The following is an 18,651-nucleotide window of genomic DNA, read 5'->3' on the forward strand; positions in this document are numbered from 1 at the left end:
AGCGCATCACAAACGAGCTGTGCTTTCATTCTGCTGCCCATACTCCAACCAACAACTTTACGGGAATAGAGATCGATTACGACTGCTAGATACAGCCATCCTTCAGCCGTCCATACGTACGTAATATCTTGAACCCACGCTTGATTAGCGCATTGAACATCGAAATCCTGTTCAAGCTCATTTTCATATATAGGTTTCTTGTGGTCGCTGTTGGTTGCTGCTTTGTACTTCTTTTTATAGCGCACCCAAACGTTTGCTTCTTYCATCAGTTGCGCTGTTTTCCTACGCCCAACAGGGTAATCAAGTGAATTCAATRCCTTTTGAATGCGTCTTTGTCCATAGGTATTATCGCTAAACTCGGCAATATTCTTCACCCATTGCAATATCTCTTGATGCTCTGTATCAACAGGAGCCAGAGACTTTCGCTTTTGATAGCTGTAGTAATTATTGTTTTTCACACCCAACACGTGACACATTAATATCACAGGCCAGATCTTCTTATTTTGGGCAATAAACGCGTATTTTACTTCGTTTCTTTGGCAAAGAAGACCGTCGCTTTTTTTAATATCTCACGTTCCATTTCTAAGCGCTTTACTTGTGCTTTTAGCTTGCGGATCTCCTCCTGTTCAGGAGTCAACTTGCCATTACCTCTAAATGCATGACCATCATCATTTTCTGCTTCTTTTATCCAGCGACCGAGTAGTTGAGGAGTCACCTCTAAATTTCTAGCTGCTTCAGCAATACTGTAATTTTGCTCTCTTACCAGTGCAATGGCATCAAGCTTGAATTCTTTTGAATAGGATTTACGTGTTTTCATTTGAATCTCCAGTTAAATCAATTATGTCTTAACTGGGTTAGTCGTATCAATTAAACCACGTCAAAGCTTTTGTTCTACTTTCCTTATTTTATTTCTAGGTGTGAATATTTATTTTTTTAGAAATAGGTTTAATGAAGATAAAGAGTTTTTGCTAAATAAAATTGATGAGAAATTTCAAAATGCTCAAAGCAGTAACTTAAGTTTAATTAAAACTGAAATGAATCTATTTGATAAAAAATTGGAAATTTCTTATCAAGAAAAAGCAAGTGAACTCTCAAAAAAATACGCATCAACTGTAGCTTCAAATCTATATGCAATTCAGACCTTAACGGTTCAAATAAAAGAGCTAGAACTAGAAAACACAATATCAGATGGTTGTAAAGAAAATGTTTTAACTGAATATTTTCGCCTAGCCGAAGAGATTCAAAAACTTGGTATAAGTTATGATTGGAAACTTTCAAGATGCCTTATTGATGCAAAAGAATTACTAGAGGATGGTATTAAACTTGATCCAATGGAGTACCCCGAAATTACTTCCTTTCTTAATTCACTACCTAATCAATTTAACGACGTTGTAGGAACAATCAGAAAGTTCTTAGCATAATAGACATATAATTAGTTTGCGCCAAAAAAAACCAGCCACTTTTCCAAGTAGGCTGGTTTTTTAATAGTAATTATTAAGCCAACGGCTTAATCAACAATTACGCTTCTGGGCGCATCGCTGGGAACAAAATCACGTCACGAATAGTGTGCGTGTTAGTGAACAACATCACTAAACGATCGATACCAATACCTTGACCTGCAGTTGGTGGTAAACCGTGTTCTAGTGCGCGGATATAATCTGCATCGTAGAACATCGCTTCATCATCACCGGCATCTTTCGCATCAACTTGCGCTTTAAAGCGGTTGTCTTGATCTTGTGCATCGTTAAGCTCAGAGAAACCATTTGCCACTTCACGGCCGCCGATGAAGAACTCAAAACGGTCAGTGATGAAATGGTTATCGTCGTTACGACGTGCAAGTGGTGAAATGTCAGCTGGGTAACCGGTAATGAACGTAGGTTGCATTAACTTAGGCTCTGCGGTTTCACCAAAGATTTCTTCAAGTAGTTGACCACAAGTCCAGAACTTCTCGATAGTCATGCCAAGGCTCTTAGCCAAGTCACGCATGAACTCAACGTCTTTAACTTCTTCGTAAGTCATAGACTGAATGGTTGCGTTGTCTGGGTTGTACTGTTTGATAGCATCTAGCATGCTCATACGTGCGTATGGGCCGCCAAAATCAACAGTATGCTCACCGTATGGTAGCTTGGTTGAACCACAAAGTTCAGTGGCAATCGAGCTTAGCATTTCTTCGGTAAGATCCATTAAATCTTTGTAGTCAGCGTACGCCATATAGAATTCCATCATGGTGAATTCTGGGTTATGACGTGGAGACAAACCTTCGTTACGGAAGTTACGGTTTACTTCAAATACACGCTCAAAACCACCAACCACTAAACGCTTAAGGTATAGCTCAGGTGCGATACGTAAGTACATCGCCATATCAAGTGCGTTATGGTGAGTTTCAAACGGACGCGCGGTTGCGCCACCTGGGATGCTGTGCATCATTGGGGTTTCAACTTCCATGAACTCTTTTTTGATCATGAAGTTACGGATTGCTGAAACCACTTTAGAGCGCATAATAAATGCATTACGTGACTCTTCGTTAACGATAAGGTCAACGTAACGTTGACGGTAACGGGTTTCTTGATCTGATAGACCGTGGAACTTTTCAGGCAGTGGACGCAATGCTTTCGTTAGCAATTGGTACTGCTCCATGTTCACGTATAAGTCGCCTTTACCAGAAAGGTGCAGCTTACCGGTTACACCGATGATGTCACCGATGTCTAAACCTTGGAATGTGGCTTTAAGATCTTTTTGAACATCTTTACCCGCATAGGCTTGGATGCGACCAGAGACATCTTGGATAACCAAGAATGGGCCACGTTTTGCCATAATACGGCCAGCAATTGAACAGTTAACGTCCATGCCTTCAAGCTCTTCTTTGGTGTGATGTCCGTATTGCGCTTGAATATCGGCGGCCTTGTGTTTGCGATCGAAGTTATTTGGGTGACCATTTGCAGGGCAGTTTTCGCGGATGTGATCTAGTTTCGCGCGACGTTCTGCAATTAACTTGTTTTCGTCTTGGGTTTGTTCAGTCATCTTCTTCTCTCGTTAAAGGCCAGATTTAAGGCTAGCTTCAATAAACTTGTCCAAGTCGCCATCTAAGACGCTTTGGGTATTTCGGTTTTCAACACCGGTACGTAAATCTTTAATACGGGCATCATCAAGCACGTATGAACGGATTTGGCTGCCCCAACCAATATCTGATTTGGCATCTTCCGCGGCTTGCTTATCAGCGTTCTGTTTGAGCATTTCTAACTCATACAGTTTAGCTTTTAATTGTTTCATTGCAGCGTCACGGTTCTTATGTTGCGAACGGTCATTTTGACACTGCACCACAGTATTAGTGGGTAAATGGGTAATACGTATCGCTGATTCGGTTTTGTTGACGTGCTGACCACCTGCACCTGAGGCGCGGTAGGTATCAATACGTAAATCAGATGGATTGATATCAATCTCAATCGAGTCGTCAATTTCTGGGTAAACGAATACCGAACAGAAAGAGGTGTGACGCTTACCTGACGAATCAAACGGTGATTTACGCACTAAACGGTGTACGCCAGTTTCAGTTCGCAATGAACCAAAAGCATATTCGCCATTAAACTTAATGGTTGCGCCTTTAATACCGGCCACATCACCGTCGGTGACTTCCATTAATTCAGGTTTGTAATCGTGGGCTTCACCCCAACGAAGATACATACGCAATACCATATTGGCCCAATCTTGCGCCTCGGTACCACCCGATCCTGATTGAATGTCTAAGTAGCAGTCTGCAGCATCATGTGGGCCCGAGAACATACGGCGGAATTCAAGTTCTTCCAAACGTTTCTCAAGTCCATCTAATTCTGTGCTGGCATCGTTAAAGGTTTCTTCATCATCTTCTTCGATGGCAAGTTCAACCAGTCCTTCAATATCTTCAAGGCCGCTGTCCATATCATCGATCGTTTTCACGACGGCTTCTAGGGCGCTGCGCTCTTTACCTAAGGCTTGAGCATTTTCTGGATCATTCCAAACTTCTGCACTTTCAAGCTCTCTGCTGACTTCTTCTAAACGCTCACTTTTGGCAGCGTAGTCAAAGATACCCCCGAAGAAGTTCGGTGCGGTCAGCGAGTTCCTTGATCTTGAATTTAACTGGATTTACTTCAAACATGAATTTTCTACTTAATTTAGCGGTAAACAATACAATTAACCGCGCATTTTACCCCATGACTGCCACTAAACCTAGCGCTCAGAGGCGATTATTAACAAACATTAGTGGAATTGTTGATAACAAGGAAAAAACCGCCCATCAGCAAGCTGAACCACAAGCTGTGTTATTGGCTAAAAATGTCAGCAAATGGTTCAAACCCAAGGTGTTACCCTAGCTAAAAATGCTTCATCAAGCCGCTGACTGCTAATGTAACCTGATTAGTATTGATTGCTAAAAAAGCGTTAACTTGCGACGTATTAGCGCCTTTTACTCAGCACATTTACAACAATTTCTTTTAAATCTGCACGTTACTACCCTTAGCTTTAAACTTTTATCAGCACTTGAATATGGCCGCGATCAACTACCAATAGCAGCAAGATCAATTTATACCCAAAACCGTGACGCAGCCCCATTTAAAGCCAAAACAAAGCGAGCCAAATCACAAAGCCACACCCAAGCGTGACAAGGGTTACAAAAGCTTATTTCACTTGCTCAGCTTAATTCTGTTCATCTAAAAATAGGTATATTTTGTAGAGCTAATAAAAGGCAAAAATTTAGCCTGTAATAACCCCTACAAGGCCTAGTGATGATTACTCTCAAAATAGATGGCGTGGCGTTAACTGTCAGTGCTGATAAAAATATTCTTCAAGCCGCTCGCGATGGCGGGATAAACATTCCTAGCTTATGCGATCCTGCAAACGGCAATGCCCAGCACAGCGATGGCAAACAAGCCTGTAATCTTTGTGTGGTTGATATCAAAAATCACGATGGCAGCTGCCGCAAAGTAAAAGCCTGTGAAACCCCTGTTGCCAGTGACATGCACATTACCACCCAAACCGCTGAGTTAAGCAAGTTACGCCAAGCGGCGTTAACTACTATTTTGTCTGATCACTTTGCTGACTGTGAAGCGCCCTGCCAGCAAGCCTGCCCTGCAGGGGTGGATATTCAAAGTTATCTGTTTCATATCGCCCAAGGTAATCATACCGAAGCAGTAAAAGTGATTAAGCAAACCTTGCCCTTGCCATTGTCTATTGGCCGTGTTTGCCCAGCTTTTTGTGAAGCCGAGTGTCGCCGAGGCTTGGTTGATGAGCCAGTGGCCATTAGACAATTAAAGCGCCACGCCGCCGATTTAGACCTTGCCGATGAGCACAGCTATCAAATTGAAAAGCTGCCTGCTACCGGTAAAAAAGTCGCCATTATTGGTAGTGGCCCTGCGGGTTTAAGTGCTGGCTATTTTTTATCAAACCAAGGCCATCAGGTGCGCATTTTTGAGTCTATGCCCAAAGCGGGCGGCTGGCTGCGTTATGGCATTCCTGAGTATCGTTTACCTAAAGATATTCTTGATAAAGAAATTGAGTTACTTAGCCAAAATGGCCTAGACATTGTCACTAATACCCGCCTAGGTGAAGATGTTCATCTAAAGCAACTTACCGATGATTACGATGCTGTGTGTTTAGCCATTGGCGCTCAAAAAGCGGTGGCGATGAACTACCCGGGCAGTGATTTAAAAGGCTGTTACTTAGGGGTGGATTACCTGCGGGATTACTGCACTGAGCAAAGCTATCAAATCGGTCATAAAGTTGCGGTAATTGGCGGTGGTAATACCGCCATTGATTGCGCCCGCACCGCCGTGCGCGCCGGCTATGATGTCACCTTAATTTATCGCCGTACCCGTGCTGATATGCCAGCAGAGCCTTATGAAATTCATGAAGCTGAAGTTGAAGGGGTGAAGTTTCACTTTTTAACCAATCCGCTTAACAATATCGCTAATGAAGACGGCCAAGTCACTGCCATTGAGCTAGCAAAAATGGCCTTGGGTGAGCCAGATGCATCAGGGCGGCGCTCACCCAAAGCCACTGGCGAAAGCTTTATTGAAGCCTTTGATACTGTGATAGCTGCGGTGTCGCAAACCCCAGATATGAGCTTTATGGAAGATCCTAACAGTCACCTCACCACAGGTGAACTGGCGCTAACCCGCTGGAATACCTTTATTGGCTGTGAGCACACCATGTCTGCTGGGGTTGATAAACTGTTTGTAATTGGAGACTCGCGCCGCGGCCCAGCAACGGCGGTGGCGGCCATTGGGGATGGCCGTAAAGCCGCTGTCGCCATTGATAAATTACTGCACGAGGGGCTAAATTGCGCCTTAACTCCAAAACAATTTAATGCAGCTAAAGCACCTAAAACTGCTGAATTATCAGCCGAGTTATACCCTAGCATTGCTGCAAAACCTCGCTACAAAATGGCTGAGCTTAGCGCCATTGAGCGTCAGCTAAATTTCAATGAAGTGGAGTTAGGCTATGCGCCCGATGAAGCAATGCAAGAAGCTGCCCGCTGTTTAGAGTGTGCTTGCCAGGCCAATACCGATTGTAAATTACGTGATTATGCCACTGAATATCATGTGCAGTCAGAGCAATTAGACAGCGCCAATGCACGCCAATTTGCGGTGGATAAAACCAGCCCGTTTATTCAGTTTGATGCCAACCGCTGTATTAGCTGCGGCAAATGCGTCGATATTTGTGGTCAGCAAAGTGGTCACAATGCCATTCAGTTCACTAAAGACAGCTTCCAAGCATTACCGAATCAATTAACCGATGAGCGCCAAGCACCTCGGGTTGGCTTTAGTGCCAGCATGGCCGACAGTGATTGTGTGCAATGTGGTAACTGCGTGCAAGTGTGCCCAACTGGTGCGCTGGTTGATGCCCGTGATAAACGCCAAGGCGATGAAGAGCAGTTAACTACCACCTCGACCATTTGTACTTACTGTGGTGTGGGTTGTCGTATCGAAGTCAGCGTGTCACCGACCACAGGCAAAATTTGCCATGTAAAAGGCAGTAAACACTCTGATGTTAACGATGGCATGTTGTGCGTTAAGGGCCGCTTTGGCTTTGACTTTATTCAAAGCGAGCAACGCTTAACCACGCCGCTTATTCGTAAAATGGGCGAGCTGATCCCTTGCAGTTGGGATGAAGCGCTAGATACCATTGCCGATAATTTTGCCAAGGTAAAAGCTGAAGCAGGCGCTGATGCCATTGCCACTTTAGCCTCAGCCAAAGCCACCAATGAAGATAACTACCTCATTCAAAAGTTTGTTCGCAGCGTATTAGGCACCAATAATATCGACCATTGTGCCCGTTTGTGTCATGCCAGTACCGTGTCTGCCCTGCAACTCAGTTTGGGCAGCGGCGCGATGACCAATGATATTCCGGGGATCAAAGAGTCTGACTTAATCTTTATCTTAGGTTCAGATACTTGCAATGCGCATCCGATTATTGCCTCAAGAATTAAACAGGCCATTCGCTCCCATGGCGCCCGCTTGATCGTGGCCGATCCTAAGCGGGTCTCCATTGCTGATGACGCCTGTTTATACGTAGCGCAAAAGCCCGGCTCTGATGTGGTGCTACTTAACGCGATTATGGCTGAGATCATTCGTCATGATTGGCATGACAAAGACTATATCAACGCCCATACCCAAGGCTTTGAGGCAGTGATGCAAGAAGTGCTTAAGCCTGAATATCAGTTGCAAAATGCCACCAAGATTTGTGGGGTTAGCGCTGAGGATATTGCCCAAATGGCGCGTTATATTGGCACAGCGGAGAAAACCGCAGTCTACTACGCTATGGGCATAACCCAGCACACCTCAGGCCATGACAATGTCACTGCTATCTCTAACCTGCAAATGCTCTGTGGCAATTTAGGTAAAGTGGGCGCTGGCATTAATCCACTGCGTGGCCAAAGTAATGTCCAAGGGGCGTGTGATATGGGCGCGCTGCCAAATTACTACACTGGCTATCAGCGAGTTGATAATCCTATTGTACGTGACAAGTTTGAGCAGTTCTGGCAAACACCGCTGTCAGCCACCGAGGGCTTAACCGCCACTGAAGTGATGCATGCTATTACCGAAGATAAAGTTAAAGCCTTATACGTCATGGGCGAAAACCCTGTGCTGAGCGACCCTGATCAAGCCCATGTGCTTGAAGCTTTGGAGAAACTGCCGTTTTTAGTGGTGCAAGATATCTTCTTAACTGAAACCGCCAAGTATGCTGATGTGGTGTTACCTGCGGCATCATTTGCTGAAAAACAGGGCCACTTTACCAATACTGAACGCCGAGTGCAGCGCCTAGAAGCGGTATTAACCCCGCCAGGTGAAGCCCGTGCAGATTGGCAAATCATTCAAGATATTGCCAATAAACTGGGCGCTAACTGGCACTACCCAAATGAGCAAGCGATCACTAACGAGATCAATCAAGTAACCCCGCAATATCAAGGGATCACTTGGGATCGTTTAAGTGCTGATAAACATGGCGTGCCAAGTAAAGGACTGCAGTGGCCTTGTCGTGATGAGCAACATACGGGAACGCCCGTGCTGCATCAGGATCAACCCATTAAAGGCAAAGGACTATTCACCGCCGTGAGTTATCGCGCCCCAGCAGAATCCACCTGTGATGAGTATCCATTGGTATTGTCTACAGGTCGCTTATTAGAGCAGTTCCACACCGGTACTTTAAGCCGCAAAACCAGCGGTTTAGATACTTTAGGCGCGCCAAGAGTGATGATGTCGGTGTTTGATGCTGAGCGTCTTGGGGTGAGTAATGGCGATAATTTAAAACTGAGTTCCCGCCGCGGCGAAATTGAAATTGCCGCCTTTGTCACTAAGCGAGCGCAAGCTGGGGTATTATTCTTACCGTTCCACTTTGCTGAAGCGGCGGCGAATAAGTTAACCAATAACGCAGTCGATCCGGTGGCCAAAATACCTGAGTTTAAAGTCTGCGCTGTTAAAGCGGAGTTAGCCACAGCGGTGTAATTCCACGCTCAAATAACAGTAAAACTGACGTAAAAACTAATCAAAAAGGCAAGCTTAGGTATATCACCAAGCTTGCCTTTTTTATCGCGATATCGTATTTAGTTAAAGCGCGGCTAACAAAGCCCCTGTTGCTGCAAACCCTGCTACTAACAAAACAATGTTGGGCTTAAAGATTTTCAGCACGCCAAAGCCTAATAACACTAATGCCATATCAATAGGTAATAGCACCGCTGAGGTAAACACTGGCGAGTAAAGCGCGGCAAACAGTAAGCCCACCACAGCAGCATTCACTCCAGCAATCGCCCCTGATATAAGCGGTCGCTCACTGATAGCATGCCAGCTTTTTAGCCCCACCAGCATCAGTAAAAAGCCCGGTAAAAAAATGGCAATGGTCGCCACAATAGCGCCTAAAATAGGTTGCTCTAACCATAAATCAGCCCCTAAAAAGGTCGCTAAGGTGAACATAGGCCCAGGAATCGCCTGCGCTAGCGCATAACCGGTTAGAAATCGATCTGGGCTTACCAGCTCACCGACATTGGCTTCCAGTAGTGGCAGCACCACATGGCCGCCGCCAAACACTAAGCTGCCCACCTGATAAAATTGCGCAAATACTTGGCCTAGGGTGCCAGTTTGATTAATAAAGTAAAACGTCGACACTATGCCAATGATAAATAATGCTAACCAGCCATAGTTAAGTTTAATGGGGCTGTTTTCTAGGGTAATATTTTCGCCTTTGGTAAGCAATACCACGCCCATTATCGCCGCCAGCAGTAATACGATAATTTGGGTCAACATGGAGGGGAATAACATCAAACAAGCTGCGGTAAGCAACATAATAACCCGGGCGGTTTTGCGCTGACAAAATTGGCTAAACATTCCCAATGTCGCATCAGCTACCACCACGACTGCCAGCAATTTTAAGCCATGGATCATGCCCACAACCGCATCGGCCTCAAGCCACTTAGCACTGGTTACCGCAAGTAAGAACAGCAACATAAAAGACGGTAAGGTGAAACCCAAAAACGCAGCTATTGCGCCTGCTAAGCCGCCGCGATGATAACCAATGGCAAAGCCAACCTGACTCGACCCCGGTCCTGGCATAAACTGACTTAACGCCACAAAGCTGCCATAGCGTTTTTCATCAAGCCAATTAAGCTCGTTAACAAAGGTCTGCCTAAAGTAGCCAATGTGCGCCGCTGGGCCGCCAAAACTGACTAAACCTAAGGCTAAAAAACGGGTAAATATTTGCCACATAAGCTGTCCAATTCCGTTTAGAGATAAGCTGGCGATAGCATCACTGGCTTAAGTTTAAATAATGAGTTTTAAATAATGAGGTTTAAATAATAAGAGCTTGATACGAGATCACTAATACCAGCTTGCTATCCACCCTGTCACTAGATTCATTATATGACGCTTTGGTGTCTTTTTTATGACAGCGTATTTTTTATGACCGCACAGTTTGATGACAATAGGCTCGATAGCTCATTGAGTCTAATTAGGCTTGTAATTGCGCTAACACTTTCTCGCTGAGTAACTTTAATTGCTGTAACTCATCTGCACTGCCGCCAACTTTACAGCGCATCAATTGTGGAATTTGGCTCGCTTGCTGTTTTAAAGCCAGCCCTTGGGGCGTTAGCTGTAATACCCTGACCCGCTCATCTTCTTTACTGCGATCTCGGATAACCAGTTGCTTTGTTTCCAGTCTTTTTAGTAACGGCGTTAAGGTGCCTGAGTCCAGATGCAGTTTTTCACCTAAGGTTTTAACGCTAATACCCGGCTCTTTCCACAGCACCATCATCACTAAATATTGCGGATAGGTTAGTGATAGTTCATCAAGTAGTGGCCGATAAGCGCGCACAACCGCATTGGTGGCGCTATAAAGCGCAAAACACACTTGATTCTCTAATGCCAATGCATCTAACTTTTCACTCATAATCATTCCTTAAATCCTAGTCACAGGCTTACTTTCTCGCAAAATTCTAATATCTATGGCGCTCAGTATTTGATGTGCTGCTTAATTACAATCACTGCTAGCCAAAGCGATTATCAGTTTATCACACTTAAATTGCGCGCAATACAATATACTGATAAGCCATTAGTGCGCTGATACAGATTAATACAAACAAAACATTCACCTTTCACGGTTTTGGCCGATAAATCATTAACCCATTTAGGTTTAGCTAATTAGAGTAATAATATTATGGCACTTTCCATCAATGCTCCATCATCAATGCCGACCAATATCGATTCAGGTAGTAGCCTCAAAGTTGCTGTAATTGCAAAAGATCAGCAAAAAATTGAAGGTGAAATGGCGCTCCAATTAATTGAAGCTGCGCTGCCACCACCGGTTGGTAACTCAGGCCATAACATTAATATCAAGGCGTAAGGCTGTTACTGTTGAGCTGAGTTGAGCTATGTTGGATTAAGCTCAGGCTCGATTAAGCTAAAATAGCCAGATAGGTTATGATTTATTTTTAAGCACCTTTAAAAATAGGATTGTCTATCATGGCTATAAGAGCATTACTGTTATTGCTGAGTTACTGCGCGAGCACTCAGGCCATTGCGCTGAGTGATCAAGAGGTATTAGCTAATACTCAAGCCACTCAAGCTGATAAATTAACGCCCGCTTTTGATTGCCAGCAAGCCCGTGGCGAAGTGGAGCAGCTTATTTGCCAAGATAATCAATTGGCACAGCTTGATATTCAGCTCAATCAAGTATTCAAAAAGTTAACTTTTCAGCTAGACGCGGATGCTGATGTAGATGTAGATGTAGATGTAGATGTAGATGTAGATGTAGATGCAGATGTAGATGCAGATGTTGATGCAGATGTTGATGCATTACCCCAGCTTAAAGCTTTTCAGCGTGGCTGGATAAAAGGCCGTAATGAGTGTTGGAAGGCTGACGATATTAAACAGTGCGTGATTTACGCCTATGCTTCACGGCTAACCGAGTTACAGATCGCGGCGGCGGTATTTGAAGCGCCTAAGGCGGTGCAATATCAGTGTGATAGCGCATCAGACAGTAGCCAGATGAGCATTAGGGTTTATTTTTATAACCAAACTGCGATACCTGCAGCAATATTAAACCTAAGCTTAGATCCAACTGCCGATCCAACTCCTGATCCAACTGCGGGTTCAATTGCAGATTCAAGAGCGGTCACGGTAGCGCAGCAAAATCCGCTATTAACATTACTGACGCCAAGTGCATCAGGGGCGAAATACCAAGGGCAGAATGTTAGTTTTTGGACCCACCAGCAACAAGCCGTGCTAAGCCAATTTGAACAAGCGGATATACATTGCCGAGTAAAATAGGCTGAAAAGCCCATAAAAAAACCATGCTAAAAAGCATGGTTTGTTGTTTACTAACTCTAAGCGCTAAGCGCTAGTAGCTTAGATTAGTTTAAAATACTGTAGCCACGATTTGCCATGCAGTTACGCACCACAGTTTCTTTCTCTGCTTCGTAGTTAGCTTCATTGGCTCTTCTATCTTTCGCGCCACCTAGCAAGCCTACTGCAACACCAATACCGGCACCGGTTTTAGCGCCATGTGAACCACTACCACCAGCAATGGCACTGCCCGCTGCGCCTACTGCCGCACCTTTAAGGCCGCTACTAATGGCACCACGAGATTCAGTATTTTTATGAACTTGCTGTGACATTTCTTGGCATTGATATTGATCGAAAACAAAATCTTTTTCATTCACGCCAGTTTTATCATAGATAATATTCGCGCTTGCTGAAAATGCTAAAAAAGAAAGCGAAACGAGTAATAATTTTTTCATATAAAACCTCAAGCGATAATCAACTAATGGACGTATCCTACCTAAAGCATAATGTAAAAACGGAATATCGCATTTTTCAAATGGAATAATGCTAATTTACCACTCGCTAACTAACCCTTAAATATGAAACAATTTAAGCCAGCTTGCTGCTTTCATAGCTGTGACACATCTGCTGCGCTTGCTGCTCATCGTATTCGCGTAAACCGCTTAGCACTAAGGTTTTGATACCTGAGCCTATGACTTTACCTGCGCTTTTTAAGGCAAACTGCAAGGTCACATCACCGCGCTTACCATTGATTTGCATATCTTGCTCAACCAGCTCAAGACTCATATCCGTAAAATCAAAAGTATCTAACTGAAATGACATACTTTCATAAATCACCAAGGGTCTGGCGGGATTAATCATCATGCCGTACTGTTTCATCATCGGCACTAATACATGGATGAAGTTGAGCCCAGAAAAGGCCACATAACTTTTAATAAATGCCGCGGTTTGCACATCACATTGGCATAACTCACCTTCACGTTCGATATGCAAATATTCTTTGCCCTTGGTATCACAGATACTAAATTGCTCACCCGCTTTGTTGTCCAGCAATAGCTCAACGCCATCACCCACCATGCCAGCAAACTTAAACTGCATTTTTTGGCTCAAACCAAACTCTGTAAGTACTAAAGCAAACAGTAAGTCACCAGGAACACAGAAGCGTTTAGCGCCAACATTATGAATAGGGTTAAAGTCTTCAGCGACGTGTTTTGCGAAATTGCTCGCTTGCAAAGCCGAAATAAACACACTTTGATCTTGCTTAACGTAATAAGGTGACAAAAACATATACATCCATTTTATTGGTTAAAGATATCCATCTCTTATTGAGTTGGGTTTATTGTGAATCGAGTTTACAGCAAAAATTCACATAAACTCAGCCGATGACTTAATCGCTGCCACGACTGCAGCACTATGCGCTGACTTCAGTCTCAATGATATTAATCGCCCCATAATAATCTAACTGCTAACACAATGGTTAACATTGTTTGAACAAATGTTGATTTTAAGAGTGAATTAAGTAAACTCCACTACAATTTCAATACAAATGATAACAATTGTTATTTTCATTATGTTTGCATTTCGCCTTTGGAGCTTTACATGACTCAGCACAGCCTTCGTATTAGTCTTTTAGCCACCGCCTTATTCAGCGCTTTTTCGGCATCTGCTGCCGACAGCGACTCTGATGCTAATGCCACCATGGAGCAAATTTCAATTTTTGGCAGTGCCAATCCGGTGAATAATATTCCTGGTAGTGCTCATGTTATCGGTGAAGTTGAAATTGAAAACTTTAAATACACTGACATCATGCGCACCTTAGCGTCTGTGCCTGGGGTGTACCTGCAAGAAGAAGATGGTTACGGTTTACGCCCTAATATTGGTATGCGCGGCACAGGTCAAAACCGCTCTGAAAAAATTACCATTATGGAAGACGGCGTTTTAGCTGCGCCAGCGCCTTATGCTTCTCCTGCGGCATACTACTTCCCAACCTCTGGTAGAATGCAAACCGTTGAGATCATGAAAGGCGGCTCGACCCTTAAATACGGCCCTCGCACCACGGGCGGCATTATTAATATGCTGTCTCGTCAAATTCCAGTGGAAGAACTTGCAGGCGGCATTGATGTGGCAGCAGGTCAAGATGGCTTTGCTAAAGTCCATGCCCATGCAGGCGGTCAAGGCGAACGCGTTGGCGCGGTAGCAGAAATTTACCGTTATCAAGCTGATGGCTTTCGCGACATTAACGGTGTTGGCGGTGATACCGGCTTTGTTAAAAACGATGCCTTAGCCAAAATCAGCATTGATAGTAGCGACGATGCCACTTATCAGCAACGCGTTGAATTAAAATTAAAGTACTCAGATGAAGTGTCTAACGAAACCTACATGGGCTTAACTGAAGAAGATTATAACGCTTCACCTTATATGCGTTATTCCGCATCTCAAAAAGATGAGATGACCACAGAGCACAAGCAAGTACAGTTAAACCATATCATCGACTTTAACGATACCCTGTCTTTGGCGACCACGGCTTATTACAATAATTTTGCCCGTAACTGGTACAAAACCTCAAAAATTGATGGCGAAAGCTTAGGCATTGAAAGTATTAAAAAAGCGGCTGATTTTGATCAAGATCCAACGTCAATATCACCACTAAAAGTGCAAGTGAAAGCCAATAACCGTGACTACCTATCTCAAGGTATTCAAACTGAGCTAAATTGGCTAGTGGGCGACCATGACTTAGCATTTGGTGCGCGTTATCACGAAGATGAAATGGATCGATTCCAGTGGGTTGATACCTATGAATTAGGAGCGAACCAAGTAATGTCGCTGACTGATAGCGGCACACCTGGTACTGACTCAAACCGTATAGACAGTGCTGAAGCATTTGCTTTTTACGTTCAAGATAAAATGACTTTTGGTGACTTAGCGGTGACAGCCGGTCTACGTTATGAAAATGTCACCACCCAGCGCCGTGACTGGGGTAAAACTAACGTCGGCCGTGAAGGCGCACCAGATAAAGATATCAGCAACAGCTTTGATGTGGTTTTACCGTCAGTTGCAGCAACTTACCAAATAACCGATAACTTAATTGTACTCGCAGGCGTTCAGCAAGGTTTTGCCCCTAGCGCCCCCGGTAATGATGACGGCAAAGAAGAAAAAAGCTGGAACTATGAAGCAGGTGTTCGTTACAACACTGGTGGATTAAACTCTGAAGCTATCGCCTTTTACAGTGATTACAGCAATATGCATGGTAACTGCACCGCGGCTCAAGGTTGTGATGATGACAATATTGGTAATCAATACAATGCTGGTGAAGTTGAAGTCAGCGGCGTTGAGCTCAGTTTAGGTTATGAATTTAATCAAACCGGCGAGATTAGTTTTCCAGTAAAAATGGCTTACACCTACACCAATGCTGAATTCCAAAACGCATTCAGCTCAGACTTCGAATCTTGGGGTAATGTAGAAAAGGGCGATGAACTGCCTTACTTGCCCGATAACCAAGTGTTCTTATCTGCAGGCGTTCAAGCTGAATCGTGGCAGGTGACTATTGCCGGCCGTTATACCTCTGATATGCGCACGGTTGCAGGCCAAGCGAGTATCCCAGCAGATGAGCTTATTGCCAATAAAACCGTTGTGGATTTATCGGCTCGTTACTTTATTAATGATGCATCTGAAGTGTACTTGACCGTTGATAACTTATTGGATGAAACCTATATGACCACTCGTATTCACGGTTCTATCTTTGCTGGTAAGCCACAATCGGCCACTCTTGGTTATCAATATAAGTTTTAACTGCTCGCACTAAGCTTTGGCAGTGATAATCCTTTAAAGGAAATAAAAATGGCTACTCAAACGAGTAGCCATTTTATTTTTCTATCAACACTTAAGTCTCAATAAACCGTTTTTAGCGCCGATTAGTTAATGATTTTTTGCCACCAAGATAACGGCTCACCACAGTTTGCAGCAGGCTTGTAGCTGTCACGTGTGGCAGGCAGCGCCATCACATTGTCACAATCGGCTTGTTTTGCCACCCCAGTGTCTTTATCAAAATAACCTTGGGTGATGCCATCTGCCGGCGTCATTCTCAAGCCTAACGGCGGACGCTGTTTTAAAAATGCTTGATACACTGCCATTGCGCCACTTGAGCCATAAAGTCCTGTTTTAGAGTTATCGTCTTGACCGACCCAAATAGCCGCCACGTTACGTTCATCAAAGCCTGCAAACCAAGAGTCACGACTGTCATTACTGGTGCCAGTTTTACCCGCTAAGGCCACATTAGGAAATGCTTGCCCTAACCTTTTTGCCGTACCAGTTTGCACAACTTGGTTCATGGCATATTGCACTAAATAGTCCGTTTGCGGTTCAAGGCCTTGGCTGGCGCTAACGCGAGTAACCTTAAGCGGCTCGTTATTAGTATCTAATACTGCGGTGATAGAGGTTAACGGTCGATAGCGGCCATTATTGGCAATGGTTTGATAAGCCTGCGCCACCATATAAGGTGAGCCATTAATTGCCCCTAACAACATTGATGGATAGCGAGGTATCGCATCAGACCAACCAGCATTCGCCATGGTTTTAGCGACGTTATCAACGCCTAATTCAATACCTATATTCACCGTTGGCACATTCATCGAGTTTTTAAATGCATCTAATAATGGCACCTGTTGACGGAATTTTCGATCGACATTTTGTGGCGACCAGGTTTTACCTTGACCATTTTGCAAGGTGATCGGTTTGTCCGCTATTGGGGTCGCCAAATTATATTTACTGCCTTGTTGCAGCGCTGTGGCATACACAAACGGCTTCACTAACGAGCCAATCGGGCGGCGAATTTCCACTGCGCGGTTAAAGCCGTCAAAGCTTGGCACCCTATCCCCTACCATGGCGGCAATGCCGTCGGTGTATTTGTCGGTGACTACCATACCCACCTGCACGTTTTTAGTGCGTTCATCCAGTGATTTCATGGTGCTGACGACTGCTTTTTCGGCGGCATCTTGAGCCATTGGATCTAAGGTGGTGTATACCTTGACCCCTGATTGCTGCAGCAAGCTATCACCATAACGCGTACGTAATTCTTGTTTTACCACCGCAAAGAAAGCTGGCAGTTTTTGATGTACTGATTTATTAAAATCACGTAGCCCAAGTGGCGATTCTACCGCCGCTTTGTATTGCTCAACGGTTAAGCGATCATCTTCCATCAGTAACCGCAGCACCAAGTCGCGGCGATTTTGCGCCCGCTCAGGTGAGCGCCAAGGGTTGTAATATGATGGCCCTTTAATGGCGGCAATTAAAAATGCTTGCTGGGATACTGTGAGCTCTGCAATGGGGCGGCCAAAGTAAAACTGCGACGCCAAGCCCATGCCATGAACGCCACGGGCCTTGTCTTGCCCCATATACACTTCATTTAAATAGGCTTCGAGGATTTCATCTTTGCTGTAACGAAAATCAATAATGATTGCCATTAAGGCTTCACGGATTTTACGCACAATTGAGCGCTCACTGGTTAAAAAGAAGTTTTTGGCTAATTGCTGAGTTAAGGTTGAACCACCTTGTACGGTTCGCCCGGCAGTCACATTGACGATAGCAGCCCGAAGAATGGCAAATGGGTTCACCCCATGATGCTGATAAAAACTGCGATCTTCGACCAAAATCAGCGCATCGACAATGGCTTGGGGCATTTCTGCGGTGGGCACAAATAATCGGTCTTCGCCGCCGGAAGCCAAAATGCGATCCAGCAATACCGGCTCTAAATGAAATACCGCTAATTGACGCTTATCACTCATGCGCTGCACTGAATTCACCCCTTGAGAGTCAAATGAAATCATCACCCGCTGGGCTGCTTGATCGCCTTCAGGATGCAAAAATGGACGACGCCAAAGCTCAATTTTACTGCTGGATGCTGAAAACTCGCCCACTTGACGAGGGTTGGCCACTTTACGGTAGCCAAGCAGTTTTAACTCCGCCATTAGCTGCGGATGGTTTATGGCAGCGCCGGGATAAATGGCCATTGAGCGGCTAAACACTTGTGCGGGTAAGTGCCATTTTTGCCCTTCAAATTTACGGGCAATGATTTGATCTAAATAGATGCCGTAGGAGCTCACCACCACGATGCCAATTAAGCCGAGTTTCCAACCGATTGACCAGAGTTTTTTCCACATTGACGGCTTAGCTTTAGCCACGACCCTTTTTACTCTGGGCTTTTTGCTCGCCGCTTTTTTGCTAGCGGGTTTCTTGGCCGCAGCGGTTTTAGCCGCTGGAGTTTTAGGCGCTAACTGCTTTTCGGCAGGCTTTTTTGCTGCATTTTTTTTAGGCGCTTGAGCAGCCATCATCTTTGTCGTTTCTGTCATCTGTT

At 44.6% G+C, this 18,651-nt stretch carries 13 protein-coding genes and 1 pseudogene; 6 read left to right on the forward strand and 8 right to left on the reverse strand.

Features of this window, described 5'->3' with window-relative positions; all coding sequences use genetic code 11:
- A pseudogene (locus BM739_RS18735) lies at window positions 1-817 on the reverse strand (IS3 family transposase); the annotation flags it as partial.
- Window positions 818-965: 148 nt separating this feature from the next.
- On the opposite strand from BM739_RS18735, the gene BM739_RS18745 reads away from it, so the two are divergent.
- Window positions 966-1,421, forward strand: coding sequence for a hypothetical protein (locus tag BM739_RS18745; protein WP_139326923.1), 456 nt, complete (start codon window positions 966-968; stop codon window positions 1,419-1,421).
- A gap of 97 nt (window positions 1,422-1,518) precedes the next feature.
- Here BM739_RS18745 and lysS read toward each other — a convergent pair whose 3' ends face one another.
- Together lysS and prfB are read right to left on the reverse strand one after the other, a co-directional pair.
- On the reverse strand, window positions 1,519-3,021 hold the full coding sequence (gene lysS / locus BM739_RS18750; protein ID WP_076543155.1) for a lysine--tRNA ligase: 1,503 nt from the start codon (window positions 3,019-3,021) through the stop codon (window positions 1,519-1,521).
- 12 nt (window positions 3,022-3,033) lie between these two features.
- Window positions 3,034-4,132, reverse strand: a protein-coding gene (gene prfB / locus BM739_RS18755) for a peptide chain release factor 2 (protein ID WP_175609551.1) whose coding sequence is annotated in 2 segments (ribosomal slippage) — window positions 3,034-4,056 and window positions 4,058-4,132 — 1,098 coding nt in all. Because the reading frame shifts where the segments join, the coding sequence is not laid out codon by codon here.
- Between prfB and BM739_RS18760 the strand changes: the two genes are divergently transcribed.
- Both BM739_RS18760 and fdhF read left to right on the forward strand, forming a co-directional pair.
- Window positions 4,131-4,346: a hypothetical protein gene (locus BM739_RS18760; protein WP_076543156.1), complete on the forward strand. Its 216-nt coding sequence runs from the start codon at window positions 4,131-4,133 to the stop codon at window positions 4,344-4,346. The two genes, prfB and BM739_RS18760, sit on opposite strands and share 2 nt — an antisense overlap.
- A gap of 411 nt (window positions 4,347-4,757) precedes the next feature.
- Window positions 4,758-8,975, forward strand: coding sequence for a formate dehydrogenase subunit alpha (gene fdhF / locus BM739_RS18770; RefSeq protein WP_076543158.1), 4,218 nt, complete (start codon window positions 4,758-4,760; stop codon window positions 8,973-8,975).
- Between the two features lie 102 nt (window positions 8,976-9,077).
- Here the strand turns inward: fdhF and chrA are convergent, their stop codons facing one another.
- Entirely contained in the window at window positions 9,078-10,229 is a 1,152-nt protein-coding gene (chrA, locus tag BM739_RS18775) for a chromate efflux transporter (protein ID WP_076543159.1), read from the reverse strand.
- Between the two features lie 241 nt (window positions 10,230-10,470).
- Window positions 10,471-10,908 (reverse strand): MarR family winged helix-turn-helix transcriptional regulator, encoded by a 438-nt coding sequence (locus BM739_RS18780; protein ID WP_254843595.1) that lies wholly within the window; start codon window positions 10,906-10,908, stop codon window positions 10,471-10,473.
- A 267-nt stretch (window positions 10,909-11,175) separates the two neighbouring features.
- Between BM739_RS18780 and BM739_RS18785 the strand changes: the two genes are divergently transcribed.
- Window positions 11,176-11,361 carry a cytoplasmic protein gene (locus BM739_RS18785; protein WP_076543161.1) on the forward strand — a complete coding sequence of 62 codons (186 nt, stop codon included), beginning with the start codon at window positions 11,176-11,178 and terminating at the stop codon, window positions 11,359-11,361.
- 119 nt (window positions 11,362-11,480) lie between these two features.
- A complete protein-coding gene (locus tag BM739_RS18790) occupies window positions 11,481-12,287 on the forward strand; it encodes an MliC family protein (RefSeq protein WP_076543162.1) in 807 nt (268 codons plus the stop codon).
- An 83-nt stretch (window positions 12,288-12,370) separates the two neighbouring features.
- Here BM739_RS18790 and BM739_RS18795 read toward each other — a convergent pair whose 3' ends face one another.
- On the reverse strand, window positions 12,371-12,757 hold the full coding sequence (locus BM739_RS18795) for an RNA polymerase subunit sigma (RefSeq protein ID WP_076543163.1): 387 nt from the start codon (window positions 12,755-12,757) through the stop codon (window positions 12,371-12,373).
- Window positions 12,758-12,890: 133 nt separating this feature from the next.
- Window positions 12,891-13,589 carry a DUF3581 domain-containing protein gene (locus BM739_RS18800; RefSeq protein WP_076543164.1) on the reverse strand — a complete coding sequence of 233 codons (699 nt, stop codon included), beginning with the start codon at window positions 13,587-13,589 and terminating at the stop codon, window positions 12,891-12,893.
- A gap of 312 nt (window positions 13,590-13,901) precedes the next feature.
- Here BM739_RS18800 and BM739_RS18805 point away from each other — a divergent pair, with 312 nt between their 5' ends.
- Window positions 13,902-16,091: a TonB-dependent receptor gene (locus BM739_RS18805; RefSeq protein WP_076543165.1), complete on the forward strand. Its 2,190-nt coding sequence runs from the start codon at window positions 13,902-13,904 to the stop codon at window positions 16,089-16,091.
- Between the two features lie 122 nt (window positions 16,092-16,213).
- Here the strand turns inward: BM739_RS18805 and mrcB are convergent, their stop codons facing one another.
- Window positions 16,214-18,457, reverse strand: coding sequence for a penicillin-binding protein 1B (gene mrcB / locus BM739_RS18810; RefSeq protein WP_076543177.1), 2,244 nt, complete (start codon window positions 18,455-18,457; stop codon window positions 16,214-16,216).
- Between the last annotated feature and the right edge of the window lie 194 nt (window positions 18,458-18,651).

The organism is Shewanella sp. UCD-KL21, from assembly GCF_001957135.1.
GTDB lineage: Bacteria > Pseudomonadota > Gammaproteobacteria > Enterobacterales > Shewanellaceae > Shewanella.

Excerpts from the sequence above, each read along its gene's own strand:
- BM739_RS18760 (WP_076543156.1), top strand. The coding sequence starts at position 4,131 with ATGAATTTTCTACTTAATTTAGCGGTAAACAATACAATTAACCGCGCA.
- chrA (WP_076543159.1), bottom strand. The coding sequence starts at position 10,229 with ATGTGGCAAATATTTACCCGTTTTTTAGCCTTAGGTTTAGTCAGTTTT.
- mrcB (WP_076543177.1), bottom strand. The coding sequence starts at position 18,457 with ATGTGGAAAAAACTCTGGTCAATCGGTTGGAAACTCGGCTTAATTGGC.
- fdhF (WP_076543158.1), top strand. The coding sequence starts at position 4,758 with ATGATTACTCTCAAAATAGATGGCGTGGCGTTAACTGTCAGTGCTGAT.
- BM739_RS18805 (WP_076543165.1), top strand. The coding sequence starts at position 13,902 with ATGACTCAGCACAGCCTTCGTATTAGTCTTTTAGCCACCGCCTTATTC.
- lysS (WP_076543155.1), bottom strand. The coding sequence starts at position 3,021 with ATGACTGAACAAACCCAAGACGAAAACAAGTTAATTGCAGAACGTCGC.
- BM739_RS18800 (WP_076543164.1), bottom strand. The coding sequence starts at position 13,589 with ATGTTTTTGTCACCTTATTACGTTAAGCAAGATCAAAGTGTGTTTATT.
- BM739_RS18785 (WP_076543161.1), top strand. The coding sequence starts at position 11,176 with ATGGCACTTTCCATCAATGCTCCATCATCAATGCCGACCAATATCGAT.
- BM739_RS18795 (WP_076543163.1), bottom strand. The coding sequence starts at position 12,757 with ATGAAAAAATTATTACTCGTTTCGCTTTCTTTTTTAGCATTTTCAGCA.
- BM739_RS18780 (WP_254843595.1), bottom strand. The coding sequence starts at position 10,908 with ATGAGTGAAAAGTTAGATGCATTGGCATTAGAGAATCAAGTGTGTTTT.
- BM739_RS18790 (WP_076543162.1), top strand. The coding sequence starts at position 11,481 with ATGGCTATAAGAGCATTACTGTTATTGCTGAGTTACTGCGCGAGCACT.